Origin of the sequence: Klenkia taihuensis, assembly GCF_900112525.1 — a bacterium.
In the GTDB taxonomy this organism is placed as follows: Bacteria; Actinomycetota; Actinomycetes; order Mycobacteriales; family Geodermatophilaceae; genus Klenkia; species Klenkia taihuensis.
In genome coordinates this window covers 553,591-578,955 of record NZ_FOMD01000004.1, presented here as the reverse complement: position 1 = coordinate 578,955, position 25,365 = coordinate 553,591, and the positions used below count along the sequence as shown (strand labels likewise).

Genomic DNA, 25,365 nt, shown 5'->3' with positions numbered 1-25,365 from the left:
CACCGCGTCGAGGATGATCCCGCCCGTGCAGAGACGACACGTGGAAGCCGACATCTCCCGCTCCTGGCTGCTGGTCAACGGTGCCCGGGACCACGCCGAGTTCGACGCCGCGCTCGCCTCGCGCGCCGACCAGGTGATCCTCGACATCGAGGACGCGGTGGACCCCAAGGCCAAGCCCGAGGCCCGCGCCTCGGTGGTGGACTACCTCTCCAGCGGGCGCGACCGCCAGGCGTGGGTGCGGATCAACGACCACTCCACCCCGTTCTGGGCCGACGACGTCGCGGCGCTGGCGGGCATGCCCGGCCTGGCCGGCGTCATGCTGGCCAAGACCGAGGACGGCAGCCACGTCACCGAGACCTACGACCGGCTCGGCGGCGCCACCCGCGTGCTGGCGCTGGTGGAGTCCGCGCTGGGCATCGAGGAGGCCGTGCACATCGCCAAGGCCCGCGGTGCGTTCCGGCTGGCCTTCGGCTCGGGTGACTACCGCCGCGACACCGGCACCGCCGCCGACGACCTGGCCATGGCCTACCCCCGCTCCCGCCTGGTCGTGGCCAGCCGGGTCGGCGGCCTGCCCGGCCCGATCGACGGCCCGACCGTCGGCTCCAGCCACGGCGTGCTGCGCGACGCCACCGAGGTCACCGTCTCCCTGGGCCTGACCGGCAAGCTGTGCCTGGTCATCGACCAGCTGCCGGTGATCAACGAGGTCATCTCCCCCACCCCGTCGGACGTGGCGTGGGCGACGGACTTCCTCGCCGACTTCGACGCCCGCGGCCAGGTCATCCGCGACGGCAGCGACCTGCCCCGCCTCGGCCGGGCCCGCAAGATCATGAACCTGGCGACGGCGTTCGGCGTCGAGCCCGCCTGACCTCAGGCCAGCAGCGCCACCACCTGCCCGGGGTCGGTGGCGACGTCGGTGTGCAGGCCGGCCCCGTCACCGACCACCGGCCAGCCGCGCCGGGCGGCCTCCTCGGCGTCCCGGTCGTAGGCCGGCGAGAGGTGCACGTAGGTGACGTCGGCGTCCGGCCAGCGGTCGGGCACCGGCACCTCCTCGTCGTAGAGGTCCAGCGGGAGGGAGGGGGCCTCCGCGGAGATCTCGGCCCGCAGCTGCGGGTCGGGCACCAGGTCGGCCATCGCGTCGGGCCCCCACCAGGTCGGCCACGGCGGGATGCGCCCGTCGCGGGCCAGCCCGGCCACCGCACGGCGCAGGTCGGCCGAGGGCAGGGTGGCCCCGCGCTCCACCGGGACCACGGCGTCCACCCACACCACCCGGCGCGCGCCCACCGCGGCGGCCACCGAGGGCAGCACCACCCCGGCGCCGGAGAACCCCAGCACCACGTCGACCGGCCCGCCGGCGGCCGCCCCCCGGGTGTAGGCGTCCCACCAGCCCTGCGCCACCTCGACGGTCGCCCGCAGGTCCGGGACGGCCACCCGGTGCCCCGCGGCGGTCAGCTCGCGGGCCAGCGGGCGCAGCACCGCCGCGCTGAGCAGCGGCGGGTGGCACAGCAACCAGGTCGGCATGCCACCCATGACACCAGCCCCGAGGATGGACGACGTGAGCACTGACCGCTGGGGCATCGACGACCGCTGGCTCGACGCGCTCGACACCGAGCACACCGTCGAGCAGGACACCATCGACCGGCTGCGCGAGGTCATCGGCGAACCGCCCGCCGACCTCGAGGACACCGCGCCGATCGTCGCCGTCCCCGGGGACGCGCTGGAGGTCGACCGGGCACTCGTGGTCTGCGAGGACGGCACCAGCGTGGACGTCGACGGCGAGCTGCCCGAGGACATGCCGCTGGGCTACCACCGCATCCGCACCCCCGACGGCCGCGACCGGCTGCTGGTGGTGCACCCGGGTCGCTGCTGGCTGCCCGACGAGCGCAGCTGGGGCTGGGCGGTGCAGCTCTACGCCGCCCGCGGGCACGGCAGCGCCGGCGTCGGCGACCTGGCGGACCTGCGCACCGTCCGGGAGCTGGCGCAGGCCCAGGGTGCCGGCTTCGTGCTGGTCAACCCCCTGCACGCGGTCGGCCCCGGCCCCGAGCAGGAGGACAGCCCCTACCTGCCGGCCACCCGCCGCTTCCGCAACCCGGTGTACCTGCGCCTGGACGACGTCCCCGGCGTGCAGCTGACCGACGACGACCGGGCCCGGGTCACCGAGCTCAACGCCGCCGAGCTGCTGGACCGGGACGCCACCTGGGCGCTCAAGCGCGCCGTCCTGCAGCGCACCTTCGACGCCGACCCGCACCCCGAGGGCTTCCGCGACTGGTGGTGGCACCAGGGCCAGGCGCTGCAGGACTGGGCCAACTGGGCCGCGATCGCCGACGAGCACGGCGCCGACTGGCACACCTGGCCGGCCGGCCTGCGCGACCCGCACGGGGACGCCGTCCGGGAGTGGTCGACCGCGCACGAGCCGCAGGTGGCCTTCCACGCCTGGGTGCAGTGGCTGCTCGACGGCCAGCTCACCGACGCCACCGGCGACCTCACCGTCATCCAGGACCTGCCGATCGGCGTCTCCGGTGGTGGCGCGGACGCCTGGGCCTGGCAGGAGGTGCTCGCCGAGGGCGTCAGCGTCGGCGCCCCGCCGGACGCCTTCAACGCCCGCGGCCAGGACTGGGGCTCCCCGCCGCTGGTGCCGTGGCGGCTGCGCGCCGCGGACTACACACCCTTCGTCGAGAGCATCCGGGCCACCATGGCCGGCGCCGGCGGCCTGCGCATCGACCACGTGATGGGCCTGTTCCGGCTGTGGTGGGTGCCCGGCGGCGACCCGACCGCGGGCGCCTACGTCCGCTACCCGGCCGAGGACCTGCTGGGCATCGTCGCGCTGGAGAGCCACCGCGCGCAGGCCGTCGTGGTCGGCGAGGACCTCGGCACCGTCGAGGACGGCGTGCGGGAGGCCATGGCCGAGCACGGCGTGCTGTCCTACCGGCTGCTGTGGTTCGAGGACGACGCCCCCGCCGACTGGCCGGCCGCCGCGATGGGCGCCATCACCACGCACGACCTGCCCACCGTCGCGGGCCTGTGGACCGGGTCCGACGTCGCCGAGCAGGTCGAGCTGGGCACCGGCGAGCGCGAGCAGCTGCAGAAGGACCGCCAGCAGCTGCTCGCCCACCTCACCGAGCACCCCGACGGGCCCACGAAGCGGATGGGCGTGGCCAAGGCCGTCGAGCGGGCGCACGCCCTGCTGGCCACCGCGCCCTGCCTGCTGGTCTCCGCGACCCTGGACGACGCGCTCGGCGTGGAGCGCCGGCCGAACGTGCCCGGGGCGATGGAGCGGCCGAACTGGCGGCTGCCCCTGCCGGTCGCCGTGGAGGACCTGGCCGGCCACCGCGGGGTGAGGGCGGTGGCCCGGGCGCTGCGGGTTTCGTCCTCGGGCGGGTCGGGGACGGGTGGGGCATGAGCAGCCCCGAGCAGGACACCCCGACCACCGACGACGTCATGGTGCCCACCGAGAACGTGTCGCCCGACCACCGCGAGCACGCCAAGGACCCGCACCCGTCGCAGGAGAACCTGGACGCCCGCACCCAGCACGAGCGCGAGCTGGTCGACTCCGACGACGCCTGAGGCGTCAGCGCTGGGTCGGGTCCAGGGAACGGGTCCGGCCCAGCGCCACCGTCAGCAGCAGCGTGGCGAGCGTGAACCCGCCCGCCAGCAGCACCACCGCGGTCCACCCGGCGCCCTGCCAGGCCTTGCCGGCCAGCGTGCCGCCCACCGAGGACCCGACGTAGTACCAGAACGAGTACAGCGAGGCGGCCTGCCCGACCGGCCGGCCGCCGAGCGCCGCCCGGGCACCCACCCAGCCGCTGGCCACCGCGTGCGCGGCGAAGAACCCGACGGTGAGCACGCACAGGCCCAGCACGAAGCACCACAGCGGGCCGAGCAGGGTCAGCGCCAGCCCGCCGGCCATCACCAGCACCGACACCGGCACGACCAGCCGCCGGCTGGACCGGTCGGCCAGCCATCCCGCGGTCGGCGAGCTCGCCGAGCCCAGCAGGTAGGCCAGGAACACCAGCGACGCCAGCGCGGGCGTGAGGTCGTAGGGCGGGGACTCCAGCCGGAACGTGCCGGCGTTGTAGACCGCCACGAACGCCGCCATCAGGAACGCGGCCACCGCGTAGAGCATCAGCAGCGCCGGGTCGGTGAAGGCGCTGCCCAGCGAGCGCAGCAGCGGCGTGGAGCGGTCCACCCGGACGAACCGGCGGGCCGGGGGCATCAGCACCCGGACGGCGACCGCGCAGGCCACCCCGAGCACCGCCACGCCGCCCAGGGCCACCCGCCAGCCGCCCAGGTCGGTGAGGAACCCACCCAGCAGCCGGCCGGTCAGCCCGCCGATGGCGTTGCCGGCGATGAACAGCCCGATCGCCCGCGAGCTGACCGAGGGGTGCAGCTCCTCCCGCAGGTAGGCCACCGCCACCGCCGACAGGCCGGCCAGCGCGAAGCCCTGCAGGCCGCGCAGTCCCAGCAGCACCGGCCAGGTCGGGGCCAGCGCGATGGCCACCGCCAGCACCGCGGACGCCGCCAGGCTCAGCTGCAGCAGCCCGGTGCGGCCGCGCCGGTCCGACAGCGGCCCCAGCACGAGCAGGCCCACCGCCAGCGCCACGGTCGACACCGAGATGGACAGCGTCGAGGCCGCCGGGCCGACGTCGAAGGCGCGGGCCAGCTCGGGCAGCAGCGCCTGCGGCTCGTAGAGCATCGCGAAGGTGGCGATGCCGGCCAGGAAGACGGCCAGCGACGCCCGCCGCAGCCCCGGCTCCCCCGCCCGGTGCCCGACGGGCAGCTCGGCGGTCACGGTCACGGCGACCACCCTGCAACCGGTGACCGCTCCGGGGCCAGCCGGGGTCGCCCATCTCACGTCCAGGTCCCAGGCTGGGCACATGACCGCGCACCAGGTGGAGATCCCCGTCCCCGAGCACCTGCGCCGCTGGCACGAGCTCGACGCCGCCACCGTGGAACCGGGCAGCGTGGGCTTCGTGTGGGGCAACTGCCAGGCCGAGTCGATCCGCCGGATGGTCGCCCCGGCGGGCGCGGAGCACGGGGTGGAGTTCGTCCGGCTGCCGCCGGTGTTCGAGATGGACGAGGCCGAGGTGGGCCGCCTGCACGAGCTGGTCGGGGTCGCCGGGGTGCTGGTCACCCAGCCGGTCAAGGACGAGTACCGGGTGCCCGGCTGCGGCAGCGAGCAGCTGGTCGCGCTGCTGCCCGCCGACGCCCGGGTGGTGCGGGTGCCCACCACCTACTACGAGGGCCTGTTCCCGTGGCAGGTGCACGCCCACGACGCCGCCGGCGCCCGGGTCGACGCCCCGCTCACCGACTACCACGACCTGCGGCTGCTGCAGGCCGCTACCCGGGGGTGGGACACCGACCGGGCCATGGCGGCGATCGAGACGGCCCGGCTCGACCCGGAAGCCGTCCGCGAGCTGGCCGCCGCTTCGCAACGCGAGCTGCGGCGGCGCAACGCCGCGCTGGACGTCGACACCACCGACTCCGTCGTCGCCGGGGGCGCCGAGGCGATGTGGACGGTGAACCACCCGGCCAACGCCACCCTGCGCGAGGTCGGTGCCGGGGTGCTGAGGACGCTGGGCTGGGCCGGCGAGCCCGCGGTGCCCGACCACCAGATGCTGGGCAGCTCGAGGGCCCCGCTGGACACCGCCGTCCTGGCCGCCCTCGACCTCGACCCCGCCGCGGCCCGGCCGCGCTGGGAGCTGGCCGGCCGCGACGTGCCCTGGGCCGAGGTCGCCGAGGCCCAGCTCGGCTTCTACGCCCAGCACCCGGACGTCGCCCGCCGCGCCGTGGACCGCTACGCCGACCGGCTCGCCGCGCTCGGGTGCTGACCCGGGCGGGGATCGGCTGCTGGCTGCTGAAGTCGGCGGTGCTGCCCGACCAGCTGCTCCCCGGCTGGCGCCCCGGGCAGACGGGCGACCTGATCCGCTGCGTGCGGCGCAGCTACCGGCTGGACCTCGTCGGACCCGGTGACCCGGCCGTGCTGTGGTGCAGCGGGCGGGTCGACCCGGGCGTGCACGCGGTCGGCACGGTCACCGGCGTCGACGCGGGTGCCCTCGAGGTGCAGGTGCGGTGGGAGCTCCTGGCCGACCCGGTGCCGCGCGGTGCGCTGCTCGCCGACCCGGTTGTGCGCACCGCCGAGGTGCTGCGGATGCCGGCCGGGAGCAACCCGTCCTACCTGACGCCCGAGCAGTGGGCGGTGGTGCGGGCGCTCAGCCCGACCGCGGGGCGTACATGATCACCGCGACGCCGACCAGGCAGACGAGCGCGCCGACGACGTCCCACCGGTCGGGCCGGAAACCGTCGGCGACCGCGCCCCACAGCAGCGACCCCACGACGAAGACCCCGCCGTAGGCCGCCAGCACCCGGCCGAACTCCGCCGAGGGCTGCTGCGCCGCGACGAAGCCGTACAGGCCCAGCGCCACCACCCCGGCCCCCGCGACCAGCCACCCGCGGTGCTCCCGTACGCCCTGCCAGACCAGCCAGGCGCCGCCGATCTCGCAGACCGCGGCCAGCACGAACAGCGCGACCGAGCGCGCGGTCACCGGCGGGCCGTGAGCGCGTCGTGCACCACGGCGAGCACCGTGCCGTCGTCCAGCCCGTCGGCACGGGCCGCGGCGACCAGCCGGTTGGCCGCACCCCGCAGCCGGGCCCGGGCCGGGTCGCCCGAGCCGCCGGTGACCACGGTGCCGGCCCGGCCGCGGCCCTCGACCAGCTCGTCGACCTCCAGCTCGGCGTAGGCCCGGGCGACCGTGCCGGGCGCGACGCCGAGCTGCTCGGCCAGGCCGCGCACGGTCGGCAGCCGGTCGCCCTCGGTGAGCCGGCCGTCGTGCACCCGCTCGGCGATCTGGGCGCGCAGCTGCTCGTAGGGCGGTGTGCCGTTGCCGGCGTCCACGCTCACGTCGAGGGTCACGGGCACCAGTCTGCCGGTGCTGGGACCATGGGTCCCCGTGACCGACAGCGAGCCGAGCACCGCCCCGACCTCCCTGAGCCGCACCCGCTACCTGGCGGGGTCGCTGGCGTGGCTGCTCACCCTGCAGTTCTTCGTCGTCGAGGCCGTCGCCATCGCCCGGTTCGGCGGGTACAGCCGGGTCGAGCAGGCGATCAGCGACCTGGGCACCGACCTCTCCCCCGCCGCCGGGCTGATGAACGCCTCCTTCGTCGCCCAGGCGGTGCTCATCGTGGCCGGCGCGGTGCTGCTGTACCCGGCGCTCGTGGGCCTCGGCGGCCGGCTGGCGCTGGTGCTGCTGGCCGCCGCCGGGGCCGGGGTGCTGCTGGTCGGGCTGTTCCCGTCGGACTCCGGCGGCGGCACGCACACCGTCGGCGCGGTCCTCTACCTGCTCGGCAGCGGGCTGGGCCTCATCGCGCTGGCCTACGGCGTGCGACCCCGCTCGGAGGCGGTGGGCACCGTGCTGGCGCTGCTCGGTCTGGTCGGCACCATCGGCACGGTCTTCTTCGGCACCGGCGTCACCGCGCTGCTGGGCTACGGCGGCATGGAGCGGGTGGCGGCCTACGTGCTGCCGGTCGGGCTCGCCGTCGCCGCCGTCCTGCTGCTGCGCCAACGCGACGACTGGCGCGTGGTGCTCCCCGAGGGGGAGGACGCCCCGCTCACCAAGCGGCAGCGGCGTGAGCTGGAGAAGGCCGAGGCGTTTGACCGCGCGCGAGCCCGGGACGAGGCGCTGAAGGCGCACGCGAAGAAGCAGGCGGCCGACCGGTCGGACGACGAGGAGGACGACGAGCCCTTCGACGAGGAGGCCGCCTGGAAGACGCCGAAGACGCCGCGTCAGCGCTGAGCGACCACCCGGCCGGCCCGCACCACGGCGCGCGGGGCCGCGTGCCGGGCCAGCAGGTCGACCGTGCGGGTGGCGTCGTGCACCAGCAGGTCGCCGCGCGGGCCCCGTCCCCTACCGGGGCCCGCGCGGCCAACGGGCCCGCGGCGATGTGAACGTCGGCCGCCCGGCCATCGCGGACCCGTGCGCCGGCGCTGGACACCAGCAGATCGCTCCTGGCGAAGTACCGGAGCACGGAGGCCAATCCACGCTAACTGTTGCACCCTTCTCTCACCTCGTATACACGAATCAGACCCCCCAAACGATGCAGAACGACTTACGCAAGACGATTACTCATGTAGAACCCTTTCAATGACGGCCTTCATCCCAACTGGTTGGATCTGCTGCTCAGCCATCTTGTCAAGCAGCAGGTTTCGAAATGCAACGTAATTGACACCCACTAGGGAAGCACCGACGAATCTTTTCAGCACGTCGCGACCCGGGAATTCCGTACGCCAACTCGCATCCGACAGCGCGTCCGCGAATTTTGCCTGCGCATCCGTCACGCGACGGTTCACCTCCTCGTACGTCAGCCCGTCCGCCGCCGCCCTGAACTTGTTCGTGGACGAGGCAACCGAGTTCAAGAAATCGGCCGCGGGGGTGCGAGATGCCGGATCTATGCCGATGGACACGGTCTTAATAAGGGCAGAATTGATTCCGCGCTGCACAACTTGGACTACCAATCCTCCCAGCACCTCCCGCGCGGCCTTCACCAGGGCAGCATCCACCTCTTCCACCGTCGCGAACGGTGCCGATGAACTAAGACTTGTCGAGACCGAGAGGATGAGCTCGGAATCGAGCAAATAGTTCTCAATATGGTAGCGATCCCAAGTGAAAACTCGATTCTCAATCTCGGCGGTCAACCTTACGTCCGAATCCCGGTCGCAGATGGCATAAAACTTGTTGTGAGCCCCGTTTAGCTCCGACGATTTCACCAATATTTCGTGTAGGTCGCGCACTCGACGCTTGGATCCGCCACTTACAAGATTCAGTCGACGAGCAGCATCGGGGAAGAGGCGGCGAACGACACCAACGTCAAAACCGTCATCCTCCGCCCCCTCGAGGATGACAATCTTCGCCTGCGGCCTGTAACTAGCAAGGTCACCGACCAAGTCAATCGCAGCGCGATCCAACTCGTCGTCCAAGAGGACCTCGGCCGCCTGATTCACGGCGGGCCCAGCCGAGGATGCGGACACCATGTGATAAACGCGATAATTACTATTTCCGACGGCCTGTCGCAGAAGCGCGTCCGAGTGCGTCACAAGCCACAGCTGGTTCCCCCTCGCTAGACCCAGGTGCCGATGATAGAAGTCGGCATACCCCTGCATCAGGCTTGGATTAAGGTGCAGCTCGGGTTCGTCAAGCAGAATTACACTGTTGGCGGGGGTTGAGTTCCGCAGGCGCAAGTACCCATATAGAATTTCCTTCTCGCCCGAGCTCAGATCGTCGATATCGTGCTGAGCACTCTCGCCAACTTTCACCGGGAATTCGAGACCGCCATTTTCTAGCGGTCGAACTCCCCCGTACGATTTGTCTGGGAAGAACGTTTTGAATAGTTCAGCCAGCGTAGCGTTCAGATCGTCTTCCGAACCCCCGGTTCCCGCCTGCCTCGAAATAAGCTGACGCAGGTAGCTCGACGCCAATTCGGTCTTAACGTTCTGGTATTTAGCTTGCCAGTTGTACAGCGCCTGCTGTCGGCGCTGGTCCTGAAAGTTGCGCACATTCAAGTCGATGCCGCCGACATCTTGGCGCGTGTAAGCGCGTGACGCGCTGTGATATTCGATTACGCCCAAGTGGTCCGGTTGATAACTTTGAAAGGCGACCTCGACAGGCTTAGAATTGTTCAGGTACATCTCTCCCGACGGCAGAATAGTAAGCGAGAGCGACTGGTCGCGGGAGGTAAATTGGCTGCGCACCGCCTCCTTCAGGGAGGCGGACGCCGCCTTGACTTGTTCTTCATACTGCTGCAACTGCAATGCAATGGCCATTCTGCTGAACGACCAGTGGTCGGATCGCTGACCGGTCACCATCTGCCATGCGATCGGATCCGTCAAATTATCGAGATTGTCCAGCACGAACGCGCGCTCTGCTTCTGTGAACGACACCTCGGCTGCGATCTTGATCTCGCGAGACGAGTCTCGGAACAACCGCCGCAGAGCGGACTTGTCTTGGAGATTAATTGCAAATTCGCCAAACCACTGCATGTATTCGTCAGCCTGATAGCCTCCGTAAACTGACTTCAACAGTCTCAGTCCGTCAAATACGGAAGATTTACCTGAACCGTTTTGGCCTGCAATGACAATAAAATCTTTCAGGTCGTCAACTTCAAACCGCTCAATGGCGCGGAGGTTCGAGATAGAGATGCTGTTGAATCGCATGCCGTTACCTGTTCCTGTTGTCAAGATAGCTAGATTCTGTGCGAGTCGGTTCAGCATGTCACAAGCTGCAGACTCATACCGCTCAGCTGCCGGCTTGGCGGGCGGTTCGATTAGACCTCGTGCTGGCCGTGTCCCTCATGGTGCGTCGTCGACCGATGCCGGGGTGACTTGTGTCGAGACACACGACGAGGCGGCCCAAACCGCCCTTCCTAGTCGGGCGACCGCCCGGTTTACCGCCGACGGCATCATCAAGGACCAGCTCTCGAAGCACGGCGGTTTTCCCTGCGCCTTTCCCCCCTGCGTCACCACACCTTTGAGCAAATGGCCATCAGCCATCTGCGCACCCGACTCGGCCGGCTGCAGAGCAAGGTCAATGTGCTGCCCGCACTGCGCAGGGCCGTTGACAACGCCCACCTTGAAGGCGGACACCAAGAAGCAGCGGGTGGACGAGGACGACGACGAGCCCTTCGACGAGGAAGCCGCCTGGAGGACCCCGCGTCAGCGCTGAGCGACCACCCGGCCGGACCGCACCACGGCGCGCGGGGCCGCGTGCCGGGCCAGCAGGTCCACGGTGCGGACGGCGTCGTGCACCAGCAGGTCACCCGGCCCGCCCACGCGCAGCCCGTGGTCGGCCAGGCCCAGCACCCGGGCGGCCGAGGTGCTGATGAGGTCGACGAGGGTCTCGAGGTCCGCCGCCGAGCGCATCTCCAGCAGGTGCGCGGCGAGGAACGCCACCTCGAGCAGGGAGTGCCGGCCGAAGGGGTAGTAGGCGTCCTCCACGTCGTCCTGGCCCAGCCCCACCGGCAGGCCCTCGGCGACCAGCCGGCGCACCGGCAGCGCCCGCCCTCCGGTGTGCGGGTCGCTGACGAACCGCAGCCCGGCGGCCCGGGCCTGCCCGACCACGGTGGCCAGGTCGTCCTCGCCGTAGGCGCCGAGCGCGCGGGCGTGGCAGGCGACGCCCCGGCCGACCAGGCCGTGCTCGACCATCGCCTCGGCCAGCATCCCGGTGGTGCGGTAGGCGGGGTCGGGGGCGTCGTCGGTCAGCATCGCCACCCGCAGCCCGCGGCGGGCGGCCAGCGCGCACGCCCACTGCACGTGCGCCCGCTGGTCGGCCTCGCCGTCCTCGATCCACGGGATGCCGCCGACCACGTCGGCCCCCAGGTCGAGTGCCGCCTCCACCAGCTCGGCGGTGCCGGGGTCGCGCAGCACGCCGTCCTGCGGGAAGGCGACCACGGAGACGTCGACGGTGCCGGCGAACTCCTCGCGAGCGGCCAGCACCGCCTCCATGCCCACCAGCCCGGCCGCGGAGTCGACGTCGACGAAGGCCTGCACGTGCAGCACGCCGTGCTCGACCCCCAGCGCCAGCACCTCGCGCACGTTGGGCAGCAGCAGGTCCACCGACCAGTGCGCCTTGACCGCGCTGGCCAGGTCGATGCTCGCCGCGGACTCGGCCATGCCGTCGGCGGTGTAGGCGGCCAGCGCGGCCTCGCCGGCCAGCGGCAGGGTGCGCACCTTGTCCAGGTGCAGGTGGCCGTCGACGAACGGCTCGGTGACCAGCCCGCCGTCGGCGTCCACCACGGGGACGCCGTCCGGCCGAGGCCCGGTGCCCGCCTCGGGCATCGCCACGACGCGGCCGCCGGCGACGTGGACGTCGACCACCCGGCCGTCGCGCAGGCGGGCACCGGTCACCAGCAGGTCGCTCATGCCGGACCTTCTACCGCAGCCGTGTGACGGTCGGGTGGCAGGCTCGCGTCGTGCCCCCCGCCGACGCCGCCCTCCGCGCCGCCGCGGAGCTCGGCCCGTTCTGCGCGGTGGACGACGACGCCGGTCCCGGGGCGGTGGACCTCGCCGACGGCGACACCCTGCTGCGCGCCCGGGCGGCCGCGGTGTCGGCGGTGCTCGGATCGGCGGCCGCGGCCCGGGAGGTGCACTCGCTGGTGCACCTGGGCGTGGTGGCCCGGGTCCTCTCCCCCGCCCTCGGCGCCGCGCTGGCCACCGGCGTGCTGCCGGTGCCCGCCTCGGTGGTGCTGCAGCCGGTGGGGTCGAACCCGGTGCCGATGGCGTGGGCCGGGGTGCGCGCGGTCGCCGTCCGCACGCCCGACGACGTCGCGGCCGGGCTGGCCGCGCACTGGCTGACCCCGCTGGTCGACCCGTGGACCGCCGCCGTCGCGGCCCGGTCGGTGTCGCCGCGGGTGCTCACCGGCAACGTCGTCTCCGCGCTGCACGGCACCGCCGTCGTGGTGGCCGGTGCCCGGCCGGGGCTGGCCGCGCGGACCCGGGCGGTGCTCGACGCGCTGCTGGCCGCCGGGCCGCTGGCCGGCACCGGCGGGTGGCGGCCCGACGGCGGGTTCGCCCGGCGGTCCTGCTGCCTGCTGCAGCGGCTGCCCGGGGCGCTGCCCTGCGCGGACTGCGTGCTGGTCGGCCTGCCCGCCTGATCCACCTGCGCAGCTGCGCACCTTCGACGTTGGTGGACCGGGGAACCCGGCCGTAGCGTCCGCACCGCTGCGGTGCAGGGAAGCCGGTGGGAGTCCGGCGCGGTCCTCGCCACCGTCACCCGGGCGCACGCGCCCGGCAGCCGGACACCGGCCGCGGCGCACCCACGAGTGATGGACAGGAAGGTTCCCCGATGACCTCTGCACAGCAGACCACCCGCACCGCCGTCCCGCGCATGGCCGTGCCGGCCTACGCCTGGGCGCTGGCGCTGCTCGCGCTGTTCGCCCTGTACCTGGTCGCCCAGGACAACGGCGCCGTGCTCGCCTCGGCCGGCGACTTCGCGCACGAGTTCTTCCACGACGCCCGGCACTCGCTGGGCATGCCCTGCCACTGATGGCGGCCGCCCTCGACAGCCCCCGCCAGGGGACCGCCCCCCGCTTCGCGCCGCTGCTGGGCCGCTTCGCCCTCGCCGGCGTCGCGGCCGGGGCGGCGTCGGGTGCGTGGGCGCTGCTGGTGACCGAGCGGGCCATCGCGCCGGCGCTGGCGCTGGAGGAGTCCCGCGCCGGCGGCCACGAGCACGGCGAGGAGCTGGTCGGCCGCGGCACGCAGCTGGTCGGCGGGTTCCTCGGCACCGTGGTCGCCGCGGTGGTGTTCTCCGTCGTCGTCGCCGCGGTGTACGCCGGGGTGCGGCACCGGCTGCCCGGGCGCACCGACGTCGGCCGGGTCGCCGTCCTCACCGCGGTCGGGTTCGGCGTGTTCGCGCTGCTGCCCGCGCTGAAGATGCCGGCCAACCCGCCGGCCGTCGGCGACCCCGACACCGTCGGCACCCGGACGGCGATCTACGTCGCGGTACTGGGCGCCGGCGTGGTCACCGCGCTGCTGGTGTCGGCGCTGGTCGGCACGCTGCGCGCCCGCGGTCTGCACCCGTCGGCCGTGGCGACGGCGGCGGTCCTGCTCGCCGTCGCGCTGGTCGCGGCCACGGTGCTGCTGGTGCCGGACAACCCCGACACCATCGCCGCCGACGTGCCCGCCGCGGTCGTGTGGGACTTCCGGCTGGCGTCCCTCGGCCAGCTCGCGGTCATGTGGACCACGCTCGGCCTCACCGCCGGCTACCTGGTCGACCGCCTCGCCCGCCGCAGCTGAGCCGCCTCGACGGGGCCCGCCACCCACCCGGGTGGCGGGCCTGCGTCGTCCTCGGGGTCAGGCCTGGGCGAGGGCCTCCAGGCCGTCGTCGAGGTAGGGCAGGCCGGTGGCCTCCACCGGCGGCCGGTGCACCTGGTCCAGGCCGCGCATGCGTGCCGCGTGCAGGGCCAGCAGGAGGTTCAGCCGCAGCGTGGGGTCGGAGGTGAAGGGCCCCAGCATCCGCTCCAGCTTGCCGATCCGGTAGCGCATCGTGTTGTAGTGGAAGTGCAGCCGGCGGGCGGACTCCGCGACGTTGAGGTTGGTCTCCAGCAGCACCCGCAGGGTGTCGCGCAGGTCGGCGGAGTCGGGGTCGGCGGCATCGGCCAGCGGGCCGAGCACCTCGTCGACGTAGGACCGCAGCTCCGTCGAGTCCGGGATCAGCGACAGCAGCCGGAACACCCCGAGCTGGTCGAAGTGGGTGACCGTGGCCTCGCCGTGGATCTCCTGGCCCACCTGCAGCGCCCGCTGCGCCTGCTGGTGCGCCTCGCCCAGGCCGGAGAGCTCCCGCGCCGGCCGGCCGATGCCGGTGGCCAGCACCCGGCCCACCCGGCGCAGCCGGGCGTTGACCCGGCCGGTGACCGCCGCGACCAGGGAGGTCAGCTCCTCGGGCGTGCGGCCGTCCAGCGGCAGCACCGTGACGATCTCGGTGGCCAGGCCCGCCACCGCGGCGCCGGCGACCTCGCCGTCGATCGCGGCCCGCCAGCCGTCGGCCAGCCGGTCCAGCACGTCCAGCGCCCGCGTGGGGTCGGCGCTGGCGTCGGCGACGGTCTCGGTGGCGGTGACCAGCACCGCGACCGGCCCGTCGAGCCGCCAGCCGAAGGAGCGGGTGTAGGCCAGCGCCCGCTCGGTGTGCCCGACGGTGCCGCTGACCAGCCGGCGCACCATGTCGCCCTGGAAGCGCAGCTCCACCGAGTGCACGGCCTGGTGGCGGATCTCCGACAGCGCCGCGATGACCGCGCCGCGCTCGAGCACCGCCCCGGCGCCGACCAGCATCGGCCCGTGCCGGTTCACCGCGACCAGCCAGCCGTGCCGCTGGTCGCCGGCCATGATCGGCGCGACGGCGTACTCGCCGACCCCGCCGGGCAGCTCGTGGTGGCCGGGGACCAGCAGGATGCCGTCGGCCGGGGAGAGGTCGGCGTCGGCGAGCACGTCGGCCGGGGTGACGATGGCCTGGTCGGCGCGGTTCTCCGAGAGCCGGCGGGCGCTGGGCAGGTCGGAGTAGGCGTCGTCGGCGGCGGCGTCGAGCAGCCACAGCCAGTCGCGCACCTCGGCGACGTCGTCCGACGGCCCGGCGCTGGTGGCGATCTCGCGGTCGGGGCCCAGGCCCAGCACCGCGGCGCCGTCGAGGAACGTGGCCGCCTGCGCGGTGACCTCGGCCAGCCCGCCGCCGGTCAGCGCGACGTCGATGAACTGGTTGTGCATCCGGTCGGCCAGGCTCAGCGCCTGCGACTGCTTGGCCACGATGGCGCCGAACACCTCGGCGACGACCAGGTCCAGCCGGGAGGTGCGCGGCAGCGCCACCACCGGGAACCCGCGGCGGTCGGCCTCGTAGCGCACCTCGGCGGGGACGGCGGGCGGGCCCTCGGCGTCGCGGTAGGCCAGCGCCGCGGTGCCGAGCGCGGTGAGCCGCTCGATGAGGGCCCGGCACTGCGCCGGGTCGGCCGGGGGCAGCCGGGCGCCGAGCACCACCAGGACGTCGGGGCCGGCACCGGCGAGCGGGTCGGCGGGGTCGTCGACGACCACCTGGCGGACCACCCGGCCGGCCCCCGCGGAACCCGCGACCAGGGTGCCGTCGGTGAGCGCCAGCAGCTGGGTGACCGACAGGCCCATGCTGTCCTCGAGGGCGGTGCGCTCGGTCGGCGCCACCCGGGACAGCGCCGGCTCGGACCGGCCCGAGACCTGACGCAGCGGAGCCGTTCGGCCACCCTCCGAAGGCGATGTCACCGCGTACTCACGATCGGTCACCGTGTTGTCCCCCCACGTCCCGTGCTCCCCCGGTCCTGCCCGCTCATCCTGTCAGAGCTGCCTGGACTCGGCCACGCATTCTTGGCTAGTTACGCCATACGACGGGTGTGGACGCGCCGCATAGGTTCGACATACGCCCGATCGGCTCGTGTGGATGGTAAGCCGCCCCACCGCGGCTCCTCCGCCCGGTCACGGTGCGGACGGCGGCGCGGGGGCGACCGCCGGTACCCACGGGAGGACCCATGCGCACCGCAGGACCGCAGCACACCACCACCGCCACGGCCGAGCGCGGCCGGGCCGCCCGCGCCGGTGTGCCGACCATCCCGCTCCCCCGGGACCCCGCCCGCCCGCTGACCGCCGGGCCCGCCGTCCCCGCGGCGGCCAGCACCGGCGTCGCCGAACTGCTGCGCGGACCGGTCCGCCCGGCCACCGTGCTGCTGTCGGTGCCCGCCGCGGTCTACCTGGCCGTGGCCACCCCGCAGGGCACCGACGTGGTCGGCGTGCTCACCGCCGACGCCGCCCGGCTGCCGCTGGGCCTGGTGCTCTCCCGCCCGTCCAACGGCCGCCCGCTGGTGGGTGCCCCGGCCGGCGCCCGGGCCTCCGTCGGCGGCGGCCGCGTCGTCGTCGGCGACCTCACCGTGTCCGCCGCCGCCTGGTGGGACCCCCGGCCCAGGCTGCCCGGCCTGCGCCCGGTGCTGCTGCCCGAGGGCGTCCGCACGCTGCGCACCGCGCTCTACGGCGACGGACCGCACTCGGCCTTCACCCTGCCCGGCCTGCCCGGTGGGCCCAGCGGCCCGCTGGCGGCGCTGCGCGGCGCCGTCCGGCGTGCCGACCTCGACGCCGCGCTGCGCACCGCCACCCGGCTGGTCGGGCTCGGCCCGGGCCTGACCCCCGCCGGGGACGACGTGCTCGCCGGCACGGTCGCCGGACTGGTGCTCATGGGGCACCCGGCCGCCGAGCGCTTCGGCGCCGGCGTGCACGCGCTGGCCGCCGGGCGCACCACCGAGCTGTCCCGTGCGCTGCTCAAGCACGCCGCGGCCGGCCGGGTCAGCGGCGAGTTCGCCGCCGTCGTCCGGGCGCTGATCGGGCAGGGCGACCTCGACGCCGCGCTGGCCACGCTGCTGGCCACGGGGTCGACCAGCGGCCGGGCCATGGCGCTGGGCCTGTCCACCGCCATCGACCTCGCCGACCGGACCACCCGCACCCGCTGAGGCGGGGCGGGCGGCCCGGTGCGGGTCAGCCCAGCTCGGCGAAGGTGTCGGCGACCCAGTCGGCGACGAACACGCTGACGTGCGGCAGGTGGTCCAGGCCGATGTGCTCGGTGGCGCCCTCCTCGGGGGTGAACACCCGCAGCTCCCGCTTCGGGGAGTGGACGGCCTGCTCGTAGGAGCGGTGCGCGTACTCCAGCGGGATCTGCCGGTCGTGCTCCCCGTGCGCGACGAGGAACGGCACGGTGATCTTCTCCACGACGCCGTCCAGGTGGACGCCGTCGGCGAACTCCAGGAACGCGTCGAGGTGGTGCTCGTCGCCCTCGATGCCCCACACCCACAGCACGTGCGACCAGTAGTGCGGCACGGGGCGCTCGCCCTCGCGCTGGGCCCGGCGGCGCTGCACCGCGCCCCAGTCGTGGTTGGCCCCCCACGCCACGCAGAGCGCGAACCGCTTCTCGAAGGCCGCGGCGCGCGGCGAGAAGTAGCCACCCAGTGACCAGCCGACGATGCCGATCCTCGCGGTGTCGACGTCCGCGCGGGTCTCCAGCCAGTCCACCGCCGCGCCGGCCCACACCTCGGTGTCGATGCGCGCGGTGAGGCCCTGCAGGCGCAGCGCCTCGCCGGTGCCGGGCTGGTCCAGCATCAGGCAGGAGATGCCGCGGGCGGCCAGCTCCTCCCAGTGGTTGGACGTGTACATGTGCTCCTTGGTGGAGTCCAGCCCGTTGACCAGCACGACGACCGGTGCGGGCCCCTGGTCGGTGGCCGGCGCGGCGCTGAAGTAGGCCGGCAGCGTCGTGCCCTCGTAGGGGATCTCCACCCGCGAGACCCGCGGGCTGTGGGTGGCGAAGGCGCGCTCGGCGATGTCGGTGACCCGCCGGTAGGTGGGCACCCGGTCGGGGCTGGTGTGGGACAGCATCCGCTCGGCCTGGCACAGGTAGTTGGTGGCGCGGAACCACAGCTGCCCGGCGGTGCGGGTGTGCCCGGCCTTCTCGGCCGCCTCGGCCTGCTCGACCAGCTGGTCGGTCAGCGCCGTCCAGGCCCGCAGGAAGTCCTGGGTGCCGGCGTCCTCGCCCTGCTGCGCGGCGTCCTTGATCGGCCGGCAGGCGCGGTCGACCTCGTCGATCAGCCCGCCGGAGTTCAGCGTCGCGACGACGCCCAGGTTCCAGACGTAGTTGCCCGGGAAGTACTCGAACACGTGCGTTCCTCTCTGCTCAGGTGGGTGCGGCGACGGCGTCGCTGATGGACTTCACGCCGCCGTGGGCGGTGAGGCCCCCGTCGACGGGGATCTCCGCGCCGGTGATGAAGGAGGCGCCGTCGCCGAGCAGGAAGGCCACCAGCGGGGCCACCTCGTCGACGGTGCCGGTGCGCCCCAGCGGGGTCTCGGCGACGTTGGCCGCCCGGAAGGCCGGTGCGGCCGAGGCGGTCATCGGCGTCTCGACGTAGCCGGGGTGGACGGTGTTGACCCGGATGCCGCGCGGGCCCAGCTCCAGGCAGGCCGTCTTGGCCAGCCCGCGCAGCGCCCACTTGCTGGCCGTGTAGGCGGCCGGGAAGTGCCCGGTCAGCCCGGCCACCGAGCCCACGACGACCACCGACCCGCCGGGCCCCATCCGCGGGGTGAGCGCCTGCAGGCCCAGCAGCGTGCCGGTCACGTTCACCGCCATGACCCGCGCCAGGTCGGCCGGGTCCAGCTCGGTGAACCGCGCCCGCCAGGTGACCCCGGCGTTGCAGACCAGGCCGTGCACCTCGCCGAGGTCGGCCGCGAGGGCCGCCCAGCCCGCGGCGTCGGTGACGTCCAGCCGCCGGTAGCCGGCCCCGCCGAGGTCCTCGTCGGGGCCGTCCCCGAGGTCGACCGCGGTGACCTCCGCGCCGAGCGCGCACAGCAGGCGGGCCTCCGCCGCGCCCTGGCCGCGGCCGCCGCCGGTGACGACGACGACCCGGCCGGCCAGGTCCGGGCTCATCGGGTGCGGGCGCGGGTGCGGGTGCGCGCGGGGGCCACCGGCGGCAGCTCGGCGCCGGCCACGACGCGGTTGCGGATGGTGCCGATGCCCTCGACGGTCATCTCCACGACGTCGCCGGGCTGCAGCGGCGGCGGGGCGGACGCCCCGTCCCGGCCCCACAGCTCGGCCAGGCAGCCACCGTTGCCGCAGGTGCCCGACCCCAGCACGTCGCCGGCCAGCAGCCGGGTGCCGCGGCCGGCGTAGGCCACCAGCTCCTCGAACGGCCAGCCCATGTTGGACAGCAGGTCGTGGCCGATGCGGGTGCCGTTGACCGACACCGTCATCTCCAGCGCGAGGAACCCCTCGGCGTCGCGGTAGGGCTCGAGCTCGTCGGCGGTGACCAGCCACGGGCCCAGCGTCGTGGCCGAGTCCTTGCCCTTGGCCGGGCCGAGGCTGACCTGCATCTCGGCGGCCTGCAGGTCCCGCGCCGACCAGTCGTTGAGCACCGTGTAGCCGAAGACCGCGGCCTGGTCGGGGCTGGGCGAGGTCAGGTCCTCGGCGACGACCGCCGCCACCTCGAGCTCGAAGTCGAACCGCCGGCAGCCCGGCGGGACGGCGACGTCGTCGTGCGCGCCGACCAGGGCGTAGGGGTGGGTGAAGTAGAAGGTCGGTGCTGCGTACCACCGCTCCGGCACCCCGGCGGCGCCGTCGATGCTCTTGCGCACGCCCTCGACGTGCTCCTCGAAGGTGACGAAGTCGCGCACGGTCGGCGGCTGCAGCGGCGGCAGCAGCCGGACGTCGGCCAGCGGCACCGCCGGTGCCTCCAGCGCCTGCTCCCCCGCGGCGACCGCGGTGGCCAGGCCCGAGCGCACCAGCTCGAGCACCGTCGTCCCGGGGATGCCGTGCACGCCGGCGTCGGAGACGACACCGGCGGACACCTCGCCCTGGTGCTCCCAGGTCGCGAACCGCATCAGACCGGGGGTGCCACGAAGAGACCCTTGTCGGGGTCGTTGAACGACTTCTGCGCGACGAACTCGTTCATCGCGTTCGCGGTGCCCCACTGGTCGCTGACCTCGGGCTGGGTGAAGTCGTAGAGCGAGGGGTGCCAGGTGTCCTCGTCGACCAGGTCGAGCTCGGTCGTGTACTCCACGGTGTTGCCGTGCGGGTCCAGGAAGTAGGAGAAGGTGTTGTTGCCGGCCATGTGGCGCCCCGGGCCCCAGATCTTCTCCACGCCCGCGCGCAGCGCCCGGCCGGTGCCGCGCATGTACTCGTCGATGCCGCGCAGCTCGAACGAGGCGTGGTGCAGCGAGGCGTGCGGGCCGCGGGCGACGGCCATGCTGTGGTGCCAGGCGTTGGTGCGCAGGAACCACATCATGTTGCCCATCCGCGGGTGCATGAGGGTGTCCGACAGCGCGAAGCCGAAGTGCTGCTCGTAGAAGGCCACGGTCTTCTCGGGCTCGGCCGAGTTCAGCACGACGTGGGACAGCCGCACCGGGATCGACTCGCCCTCCTCGATGCGGCGGTGCTCGCGCACGGCGACGTCGGCGGACACCTCGACCGTGCGGCCCTCGTTGTCGAAGAACCGGAAGCCGTAGCCGCCGCCGGGGGTCTGCAGGTCGGTGGGCTCGTGCACGAGCTGGACGCCGGCCGACGCCATCCGGCCGGCCAGGGTGTCGACGTCGGCGCGGTCCGCGGCGCCGAAGGAGACCAGGTCGATCCGCTTGTCGGTGGCCTCGCGGAGCCGGACGACGTACTGCTCGGGGCTCCCCTCGGCCGCGAGGAAGGACAGGCCGCTGTCGGTCGTCTCCTCCTTCAGGCCCCAGGTGCCGGTGAAGAACTCCCGCTGCTTGGCGAGGTCGGGCACGGCCAGGTCGATGTGCCGCAGGTGGGTGATGAGGCGTTCGGTCACTGTCTTCTCCTGTCAGGCGGGCTGGCTGACGAGCTGGGCGACGGTGCGCATGAGCGAGGGGATGTCGCCCTGCACGTGGTCCAGCTGCCACTGGGCGAGCTGGTTGGAGGCCTCCACGACGGTGCGGGCCCGCTCGACGCGGCGGTCGTGGAAGGCGTCCCAGAGGTCGGCGTCGAGCGCGTCGCGCTCGACGAGCAGCTGGCCGAGGACGGCGGCGTCCTCGAGAGCCTGGGCGCCGCCCTGGGCGATGGTGGGCGGGCAGGTGTGCGCGGCGTCGCCGATGAGCACGACCCGGCCGCGGTTCCACGGCGCGGGCAGCACGTGGGTCTCGAACCAGGTGTAGTTGACCTTCGAGGGGTCGGTGAGCGTCTCGCGGATCTCGTCCCACGGCCCGTGGTAGGCCTGGGACAGCTCTCGCATGGTGGCCAGCTGCTCCTCGGGGCCCAGCGTGGAGCGGTCCTGGGCGTCCTCGACGAGGTAGGCGTAGAGCGAGTCCTCGCCGGTCGGGCAGTAGCCGGCGATGTAGCAGGGGCCGCCGTAGTAGAGGTCGGTGCGGGTGACGCTGGCCGGCCGCGGGCCGAAGGAGCGCCAGATGCCCATGCCGGTGGACCTCGTCTCCAGCTCGATGCCGAGCATCCGGCGGGTCCAGGACCGCACGCCGTCCGCGCCGACGACCAGGTCGTAGCGGCCCGACGACCCGTCGGAGAAGGTGACGTCGACGCCGTCGGCGTCCTGGGCCAGGTCGGTGGTCGTCGTCGCGTACCGCAGCTTGACCCCCACCTCGGCGGCGCGGTCGTGCAGCAGCTGGGCGAGCTCGGGGCGGGACATGCCCATGACGGCCGGGTAGTCCGGGCCGCCGGTCCTGGCGTCGGGGACGGCGAACAGCTCGGTGCCGACCGGGTCGGGGGCGCGGAAGCCGGTGACGTCGAAGGCGTACCCGCGCTCGCGGGCGGCCTCCCAGACGCCGAGGCCGTCGAGCTCGCGCAGGGCGTTGCCCTGCAGCGTGATGCCCGACCCGAGGGCGTGGACGTCCGGCTTGACCTCGACCAGGTCGACGGCGACGCCGGCCCGGGCCAGCCGGACCGCGACGCCGGCGCCGGCCAGGCCGCCGCCGACCACGAGGACGTTCTGCACAGCGCTCATCGGAGGTCTCCTACTTCACGGCGATCGGGGCGACCGGCGCGCCGACGGCACCGGTGACGGGCAGGGGCGGGGCGGCGAGCAGGAACTCGTGGACGCCGTCGGCCGCGCAGTCGTCGGCGAGCGCCTCGAGGTCCCACATCTCGCCGAGGAACAGGCCCAGGTGCGGGATGGCGACCTGGTGGAAGGGCTGGAAGGTGGGGACGGCGAACTCGCTGGGCCGCACCTCCACGCCCCACGTGTCGGTGGCGACGGCGGCGACGTCGTGGCTGCGCAGCCAGTCCAGGCTGGTGAACGACAGGCCCGGCGACTCCCCGCCGGCGTAGTCGCCCCAGCCGGTGCCGGCGGCGATCGAGCGGCGGGCGCGGGCGAGCCGGCCGGTGCGCACCAGCAGCAGGTCGCCGCTGGTGACCTCGACACCGGCGGCCGCGGCGCAGGCGTCCAGGTGCTCGGGGGTGATGGCGAACCCGTCGGGCAGCTCGCCGTCGGTGCCGTGGGAGCGGCCGACGTCCAGCAGGACGCCCCGGCCGACGAAGCGGCCGGCGGTGGTCTCGATGCCGGTGGTGTTGTCGCCCTCGCTGGTCACGACCGCGCCCGCACGGCGGCCGTTGTAGGCCCGGCCGTGGTCGAAGATGTGGCCCAGGCCGTCCCACTGGGTGGAGGCCTGCAGCGGCATGGTGACCATGTCGTCCGCGCCGCCGATGCCGTGCGGGAAGGCGGGGATGCCGGCCTCGGCGTCCAGGCCGGTGCCGAGCATGGCGTGCACCGGGTTGACCCGGCGCAGCCAGCCCTTCTGCGGGCCGTCGGTGTTGAAGTGCTGGGTCAGGTCGAAGCTGGCCCCGGTGCGCACCAGGGCCGCGCCCTGCACCCGCTTCTCGGGGGTGAGCAGGTTGAGCGTGCCGAGCACGTCGTCGTCGCCCCAGCGGCCCCAGTTGGAGACCCGCTCCGCCGCGGCGGCGATGGTGGCTTCGGGGTCCTGCGGGTCGAACACGGGGGCTCCTGTCGTCGGTGACGCGGCCCACTCTCCGCTCGCACGGGGCATCAGGGAAGCCCCGATCCTTGATGCCGGGCATCACCGCGGTGGATGATGCCGGGCGTGAACGTGGCCAACTTGGACCTCAACCTGCTGGTCTCGTTGGACGCGCTCCTCGGCCAGCGCAGCGTGACGAAGGCGGCCCGGCAGCTGGGCCTGTCCCAGCCGGCGCTGTCGGCCTCGCTGGCCCGGCTGCGCCGGCACTTCGGCGACGAGCTGCTCACCCGGGTCGGCAACGAGTACCGGCTCACCCCGCTGGCCGGCCAGCTGCAGCTGCAGGCCCGGCTGGCGCTGGAGTCGGTCCACCGGGTCTTCACCGCCCAGCCCACCTTCGACCCGGCGGTCTCCACCCGGGAGTTCAGCCTGCTGCTGAGCGACTACGGGGTGACCGTCCTCGGCGACACCCTGGCCGCGCTGCTGGACGAGGTCGCCCCGCACGCCCGGCTGCGGCTGGCCCCGCACACCCCCGAGCTGGTCGACCGCGCCGACCAGGCACTGCTGGCGGTGGACCTGATGCTGCTGCCGATGGGGTTCCTCGCCGACCTGCCGCACGCGGAGCTCTACGCCGACGAGTGGGTGGTGGTGTGCTCGGCCGACCACCCCGAGATCGACGACGCGGTCACCGTCGACCAGCTGCGCACCCTGCCGTGGGTGGCGGTCTACCACGGCCCGAGCGCCTCGACGCCGGCCGCGCGGGTGCTCCGCCAGCGCGGCATCGAGCCCCGGGTGCAGGTGGTGACCGAGAACTTCCTGACCGTGCCGGGCCTGGTGGCGGGCTCCCGGCGGATCTCGCTGCTGCAGCGCCGGCTGGTCGACCTGCTGCCGCTGGGCAGCGGCGTGCGCACGCTGCCCAGCCCGATCGACGTCGGCGGCCTGGTCGAGGCGATGTGGTGGCACCCGGTGTACGAGCGCGACCCCGACCACGTGTTCCTGCGCGACCTGGTGCTGCGCGCGGCCCGGCAGGCGACGACGCCGGTCGGCTGAGGCATCCACCGCGCTGATGGGTGCGGCCGAGGGATCTATTGGACGGCGGGTCGCGCCGGTCCCCACACTCCGCGCTCAGTGATGCCGGTCACCGAGGTCCGGCACCCGAGCCCAGGAGCACCCGTGTCCCAGACCCTCGACGGTCCCGTCCCCGGCGCGGCCGCGGCCGCGCTCGACACCGGGGCGCTGCACCCGGTCACCGGCCGGCCCGCCGGCCGCCGGGAGATCGCCGTCCTCATGGCGGCCAGCTGCATGCCGATCCTCGGCGCGGTGCTGCTGTCCCCCGTGCTGCCCACCCTGCAGCGGGCCTTCGCCGGCACCCCCGGGGTGGACGCGCTGGCCCCGCTGGTGCTCACCGCCCCCGCGCTGATGATCGCGCTGCTGGCCCCGGTGGCCGGCCGGATCGTCGACGCGGTGGGCCGCAAGCGGCTGCTGGTGGGCTCGCTGGCCGTCTACGCCGTGCTCGGAACCGCGCCGGTGCTGCTGGACTCGCTGCCCGCGGTGCTGGCCACCCGGGTCGGCGTCGGCATCACCGAGGCCGCGATCATGACCTGCTGCACCACCCTGATCGCCGACTACTCCGCCGGCGCCCGCCGGGCCAAGCTGTTCGGCCTGCAGACCATCGTCACCACGCTGGCGGCCACCGTCTTCTTCGGGCTCGGCGGCGCGCTGGGCAGCAGCGACTGGCGCACCCCGTTCTGGCTGTACCTGGTCGGCCTGCCGCTGGCCGCGCTGGCCGCCGTCCTGGTGTGGTCGCCCGCCGTCCCGCCCCGCAGCACCGCCGCCCTCCCGCCGCTGCCGTGGCGCCGGATGCTGGTGCCGCTGGCGGTCAGCCTGGTGGGCGGTGTCGTCTTCTACACCCCGATCGTGGAGCTGGCCTACGTGCTCGACGGGCTGGGCGTCACGGAGACCGCGGCCATCGGCGGCATCGCGGCGCTGGCCTCGCTGGCCACCGCCGCGGGGGCGGCGTCCTTCCCGCGGATCGTCCGGCGCGGCCCGGCCTTCCTGCTGCCGCTGGCCTTCGGCCTGGCCGGCCTCGGCCTGGTCGTGATGGGGCTGGCGCCGGCCGTGCCGGTCGCCGTCGCCGGTGCGGTGCTGGCCAGCGCCGGCACCGGGATCATGCTGCCCAGCCTGCTGACCTGGGTGGTCTCCGGCCTGGCGCTGGAGGAGCGCGGCCGCGGCACCGGCCGGTGGACCGCCGCGCTGTTCCTGGGCGAGTTCCTCTGCCCGCTGCTGGTCATCGCCCTCTCCGGTGCACTGTCGGGCATCGCCGCTGCGGTCGCCGTGGTCGGCGGCGTCTCGGTGCTCGTCGCGGTGGTGGTCAAGCAGCTCCGCCTGGCCTGACCCGCACCACCGCCGGCCCCGGTGTC

Annotated in this window: 25 protein-coding genes; 12 read left to right on the top strand and 13 right to left on the bottom strand. The window is 73.8% G+C overall.

Annotation, left to right across the window (positions count from 1 at the left end):
- The first annotated feature begins 40 nt into the window (after positions 1–40).
- Complete coding sequence (locus BM158_RS18740; RefSeq protein ID WP_229827758.1) at positions 41–865, top strand: HpcH/HpaI aldolase/citrate lyase family protein; 825 nt, start codon at positions 41–43, stop codon at positions 863–865.
- Between the two features lie 2 nt (positions 866–867).
- Here BM158_RS18740 and BM158_RS18735 read toward each other — a convergent pair whose 3' ends face one another.
- Positions 868–1,518, bottom strand: coding sequence for a hypothetical protein (locus tag BM158_RS18735; RefSeq protein WP_131802074.1), 651 nt, complete (start codon positions 1,516–1,518; stop codon positions 868–870).
- Between the two features lie 34 nt (positions 1,519–1,552).
- On the opposite strand from BM158_RS18735, the gene malQ reads away from it, so the two are divergent.
- Positions 1,553–3,397, top strand: coding sequence for a 4-alpha-glucanotransferase (gene malQ / locus BM158_RS18730; protein ID WP_409359892.1), 1,845 nt, complete (start codon positions 1,553–1,555; stop codon positions 3,395–3,397).
- Positions 3,394–3,561, top strand: coding sequence for a hypothetical protein (locus tag BM158_RS21890; protein WP_165629017.1), 168 nt, complete (start codon positions 3,394–3,396; stop codon positions 3,559–3,561). Before malQ ends, BM158_RS21890 begins: the two co-directional genes overlap by 4 nt.
- A 4-nt stretch (positions 3,562–3,565) precedes the next feature.
- Here BM158_RS21890 and BM158_RS18725 read toward each other — a convergent pair whose 3' ends face one another.
- Positions 3,566–4,792 carry an MFS transporter gene (locus BM158_RS18725; protein WP_229827760.1) on the bottom strand — a complete coding sequence of 409 codons (1,227 nt, stop codon included), beginning with the start codon at positions 4,790–4,792 and terminating at the stop codon, positions 3,566–3,568.
- A gap of 79 nt (positions 4,793–4,871) precedes the next feature.
- On the opposite strand from BM158_RS18725, the gene BM158_RS18720 reads away from it, so the two are divergent.
- Together BM158_RS18720 and BM158_RS18715 are read left to right on the top strand one after the other, a co-directional pair.
- Positions 4,872–5,825 (top strand): WcbI family polysaccharide biosynthesis putative acetyltransferase, encoded by a 954-nt coding sequence (locus BM158_RS18720; RefSeq protein ID WP_091562983.1) that lies wholly within the window; start codon positions 4,872–4,874, stop codon positions 5,823–5,825.
- Positions 5,819–6,232, top strand: a complete 414-nt coding sequence (locus tag BM158_RS18715) for a hypothetical protein (protein ID WP_091562980.1) — start codon at positions 5,819–5,821, stop codon at positions 6,230–6,232. The genes BM158_RS18720 and BM158_RS18715 overlap by 7 nt, the downstream gene beginning before the upstream one ends.
- Here BM158_RS18715 and BM158_RS18710 read toward each other — a convergent pair.
- Both BM158_RS18710 and BM158_RS18705 read right to left on the bottom strand, forming a co-directional pair.
- Positions 6,207–6,539, bottom strand: coding sequence for a YnfA family protein (locus BM158_RS18710; protein WP_091562975.1), 333 nt, complete (start codon positions 6,537–6,539; stop codon positions 6,207–6,209). The two genes, BM158_RS18715 and BM158_RS18710, sit on opposite strands and share 26 nt — an antisense overlap.
- A complete protein-coding gene (locus tag BM158_RS18705) occupies positions 6,536–6,907 on the bottom strand; it encodes a GntR family transcriptional regulator (protein WP_091562971.1) in 372 nt (123 codons plus the stop codon). The genes BM158_RS18710 and BM158_RS18705 overlap by 4 nt, the downstream gene beginning before the upstream one ends.
- A gap of 37 nt (positions 6,908–6,944) precedes the next feature.
- Between BM158_RS18705 and BM158_RS18700 the strand changes: the two genes are divergently transcribed.
- Positions 6,945–7,787 (top strand): DUF998 domain-containing protein, encoded by an 843-nt coding sequence (locus BM158_RS18700; protein WP_165629016.1) that lies wholly within the window; start codon positions 6,945–6,947, stop codon positions 7,785–7,787.
- A gap of 326 nt (positions 7,788–8,113) precedes the next feature.
- Here the strand turns inward: BM158_RS18700 and BM158_RS18695 are convergent, their stop codons facing one another.
- Complete coding sequence (locus BM158_RS18695) at positions 8,114–10,201, bottom strand: AAA family ATPase (RefSeq protein WP_165629015.1); 2,088 nt, start codon at positions 10,199–10,201, stop codon at positions 8,114–8,116.
- 498 nt (positions 10,202–10,699) lie between these two features.
- Positions 10,700–11,905 carry an amidohydrolase family protein gene (locus BM158_RS18690; protein ID WP_229827761.1) on the bottom strand — a complete coding sequence of 402 codons (1,206 nt, stop codon included), beginning with the start codon at positions 11,903–11,905 and terminating at the stop codon, positions 10,700–10,702.
- A 50-nt stretch (positions 11,906–11,955) separates the two neighbouring features.
- Here BM158_RS18690 and BM158_RS18685 point away from each other — a divergent pair, with 50 nt between their 5' ends.
- The 3 genes from BM158_RS18685 to BM158_RS18675 all read left to right on the top strand — a co-directional run bounded on the left by BM158_RS18685 (position 11,956) and on the right by BM158_RS18675 (position 13,777).
- Positions 11,956–12,636 (top strand): hypothetical protein, encoded by a 681-nt coding sequence (locus BM158_RS18685; protein WP_131802073.1) that lies wholly within the window; start codon positions 11,956–11,958, stop codon positions 12,634–12,636.
- Positions 12,637–12,827: 191 nt separating this feature from the next.
- Positions 12,828–13,028 carry a CbtB-domain containing protein gene (locus tag BM158_RS18680; RefSeq protein ID WP_091562953.1) on the top strand — a complete coding sequence of 67 codons (201 nt, stop codon included), beginning with the start codon at positions 12,828–12,830 and terminating at the stop codon, positions 13,026–13,028.
- Complete coding sequence (locus BM158_RS18675; protein ID WP_091562950.1) at positions 13,028–13,777, top strand: CbtA family protein; 750 nt, start codon at positions 13,028–13,030, stop codon at positions 13,775–13,777. Before BM158_RS18680 ends, BM158_RS18675 begins: the two co-directional genes overlap by 1 nt.
- Before the next feature lie 57 nt (positions 13,778–13,834).
- Here BM158_RS18675 and BM158_RS22770 read toward each other — a convergent pair whose 3' ends face one another.
- A complete protein-coding gene (locus BM158_RS22770) occupies positions 13,835–15,682 on the bottom strand; it encodes a helix-turn-helix domain-containing protein (RefSeq protein ID WP_268247934.1) in 1,848 nt (615 codons plus the stop codon).
- A gap of 341 nt (positions 15,683–16,023) precedes the next feature.
- Between BM158_RS22770 and BM158_RS18665 the strand changes: the two genes are divergently transcribed.
- Complete coding sequence (locus BM158_RS18665; protein WP_091562946.1) at positions 16,024–16,992, top strand: oxamate carbamoyltransferase subunit AllH family protein; 969 nt, start codon at positions 16,024–16,026, stop codon at positions 16,990–16,992.
- Between the two features lie 25 nt (positions 16,993–17,017).
- Here BM158_RS18665 and BM158_RS18660 read toward each other — a convergent pair whose 3' ends face one another.
- Genes BM158_RS18660 through BM158_RS18635 form a run of 6 tightly spaced genes read right to left on the bottom strand, consistent with a single transcriptional unit; the run spans position 17,018 to position 22,969 of the window.
- Positions 17,018–18,187 carry an alpha/beta hydrolase family protein gene (locus BM158_RS18660; protein ID WP_091562943.1) on the bottom strand — a complete coding sequence of 390 codons (1,170 nt, stop codon included), beginning with the start codon at positions 18,185–18,187 and terminating at the stop codon, positions 17,018–17,020.
- Between the two features lie 16 nt (positions 18,188–18,203).
- A complete protein-coding gene (locus tag BM158_RS18655) occupies positions 18,204–18,950 on the bottom strand; it encodes an SDR family NAD(P)-dependent oxidoreductase (protein WP_091562939.1) in 747 nt (248 codons plus the stop codon).
- Positions 18,947–19,900 (bottom strand): fumarylacetoacetate hydrolase family protein, encoded by a 954-nt coding sequence (locus tag BM158_RS18650; RefSeq protein ID WP_091562936.1) that lies wholly within the window; start codon positions 19,898–19,900, stop codon positions 18,947–18,949. The genes BM158_RS18655 and BM158_RS18650 overlap by 4 nt, the downstream gene beginning before the upstream one ends.
- Complete coding sequence (locus tag BM158_RS18645; RefSeq protein WP_091562933.1) at positions 19,900–20,838, bottom strand: VOC family protein; 939 nt, start codon at positions 20,836–20,838, stop codon at positions 19,900–19,902. The genes BM158_RS18650 and BM158_RS18645 overlap by 1 nt, the downstream gene beginning before the upstream one ends.
- 12 nt (positions 20,839–20,850) lie before the next feature.
- Complete coding sequence (locus BM158_RS18640; RefSeq protein ID WP_091562930.1) at positions 20,851–21,981, bottom strand: FAD-dependent monooxygenase; 1,131 nt, start codon at positions 21,979–21,981, stop codon at positions 20,851–20,853.
- 10 nt (positions 21,982–21,991) lie between these two features.
- Positions 21,992–22,969, bottom strand: coding sequence for a cyclase family protein (locus BM158_RS18635; RefSeq protein WP_229827762.1), 978 nt, complete (start codon positions 22,967–22,969; stop codon positions 21,992–21,994).
- A gap of 105 nt (positions 22,970–23,074) precedes the next feature.
- On the opposite strand from BM158_RS18635, the gene BM158_RS18630 reads away from it, so the two are divergent.
- A complete protein-coding gene (locus tag BM158_RS18630) occupies positions 23,075–23,995 on the top strand; it encodes a LysR family transcriptional regulator (protein ID WP_091562923.1) in 921 nt (306 codons plus the stop codon).
- A 123-nt stretch (positions 23,996–24,118) separates the two neighbouring features.
- On the top strand, positions 24,119–25,339 hold the full coding sequence (locus BM158_RS18625; protein ID WP_229827763.1) for an MFS transporter: 1,221 nt from the start codon (positions 24,119–24,121) through the stop codon (positions 25,337–25,339).
- Positions 25,340–25,365: the final 26 nt, after the last annotated feature.

Excerpts from the sequence above, each read along its gene's own strand:
- BM158_RS18735 (WP_131802074.1), bottom strand. The coding sequence starts at position 1,518 with ATGCCGACCTGGTTGCTGTGCCACCCGCCGCTGCTCAGCGCGGCGGTG.
- BM158_RS21890 (WP_165629017.1), top strand. The coding sequence starts at position 3,394 with ATGAGCAGCCCCGAGCAGGACACCCCGACCACCGACGACGTCATGGTG.
- BM158_RS18720 (WP_091562983.1), top strand. The coding sequence starts at position 4,872 with ATGACCGCGCACCAGGTGGAGATCCCCGTCCCCGAGCACCTGCGCCGC.
- BM158_RS18695 (WP_165629015.1), bottom strand. The coding sequence starts at position 10,201 with ATGCGATTCAACAGCATCTCTATCTCGAACCTCCGCGCCATTGAGCGG.
- BM158_RS18690 (WP_229827761.1), bottom strand. The coding sequence starts at position 11,905 with ATGAGCGACCTGCTGGTGACCGGTGCCCGCCTGCGCGACGGCCGGGTG.
- BM158_RS18680 (WP_091562953.1), top strand. The coding sequence starts at position 12,828 with ATGACCTCTGCACAGCAGACCACCCGCACCGCCGTCCCGCGCATGGCC.
- BM158_RS18675 (WP_091562950.1), top strand. The coding sequence starts at position 13,028 with ATGGCGGCCGCCCTCGACAGCCCCCGCCAGGGGACCGCCCCCCGCTTC.
- BM158_RS18665 (WP_091562946.1), top strand. The coding sequence starts at position 16,024 with ATGCGCACCGCAGGACCGCAGCACACCACCACCGCCACGGCCGAGCGC.
- BM158_RS18655 (WP_091562939.1), bottom strand. The coding sequence starts at position 18,950 with ATGAGCCCGGACCTGGCCGGCCGGGTCGTCGTCGTCACCGGCGGCGGC.
- BM158_RS18650 (WP_091562936.1), bottom strand. The coding sequence starts at position 19,900 with ATGCGGTTCGCGACCTGGGAGCACCAGGGCGAGGTGTCCGCCGGTGTC.
- BM158_RS18640 (WP_091562930.1), bottom strand. The coding sequence starts at position 21,981 with ATGAGCGCTGTGCAGAACGTCCTCGTGGTCGGCGGCGGCCTGGCCGGC.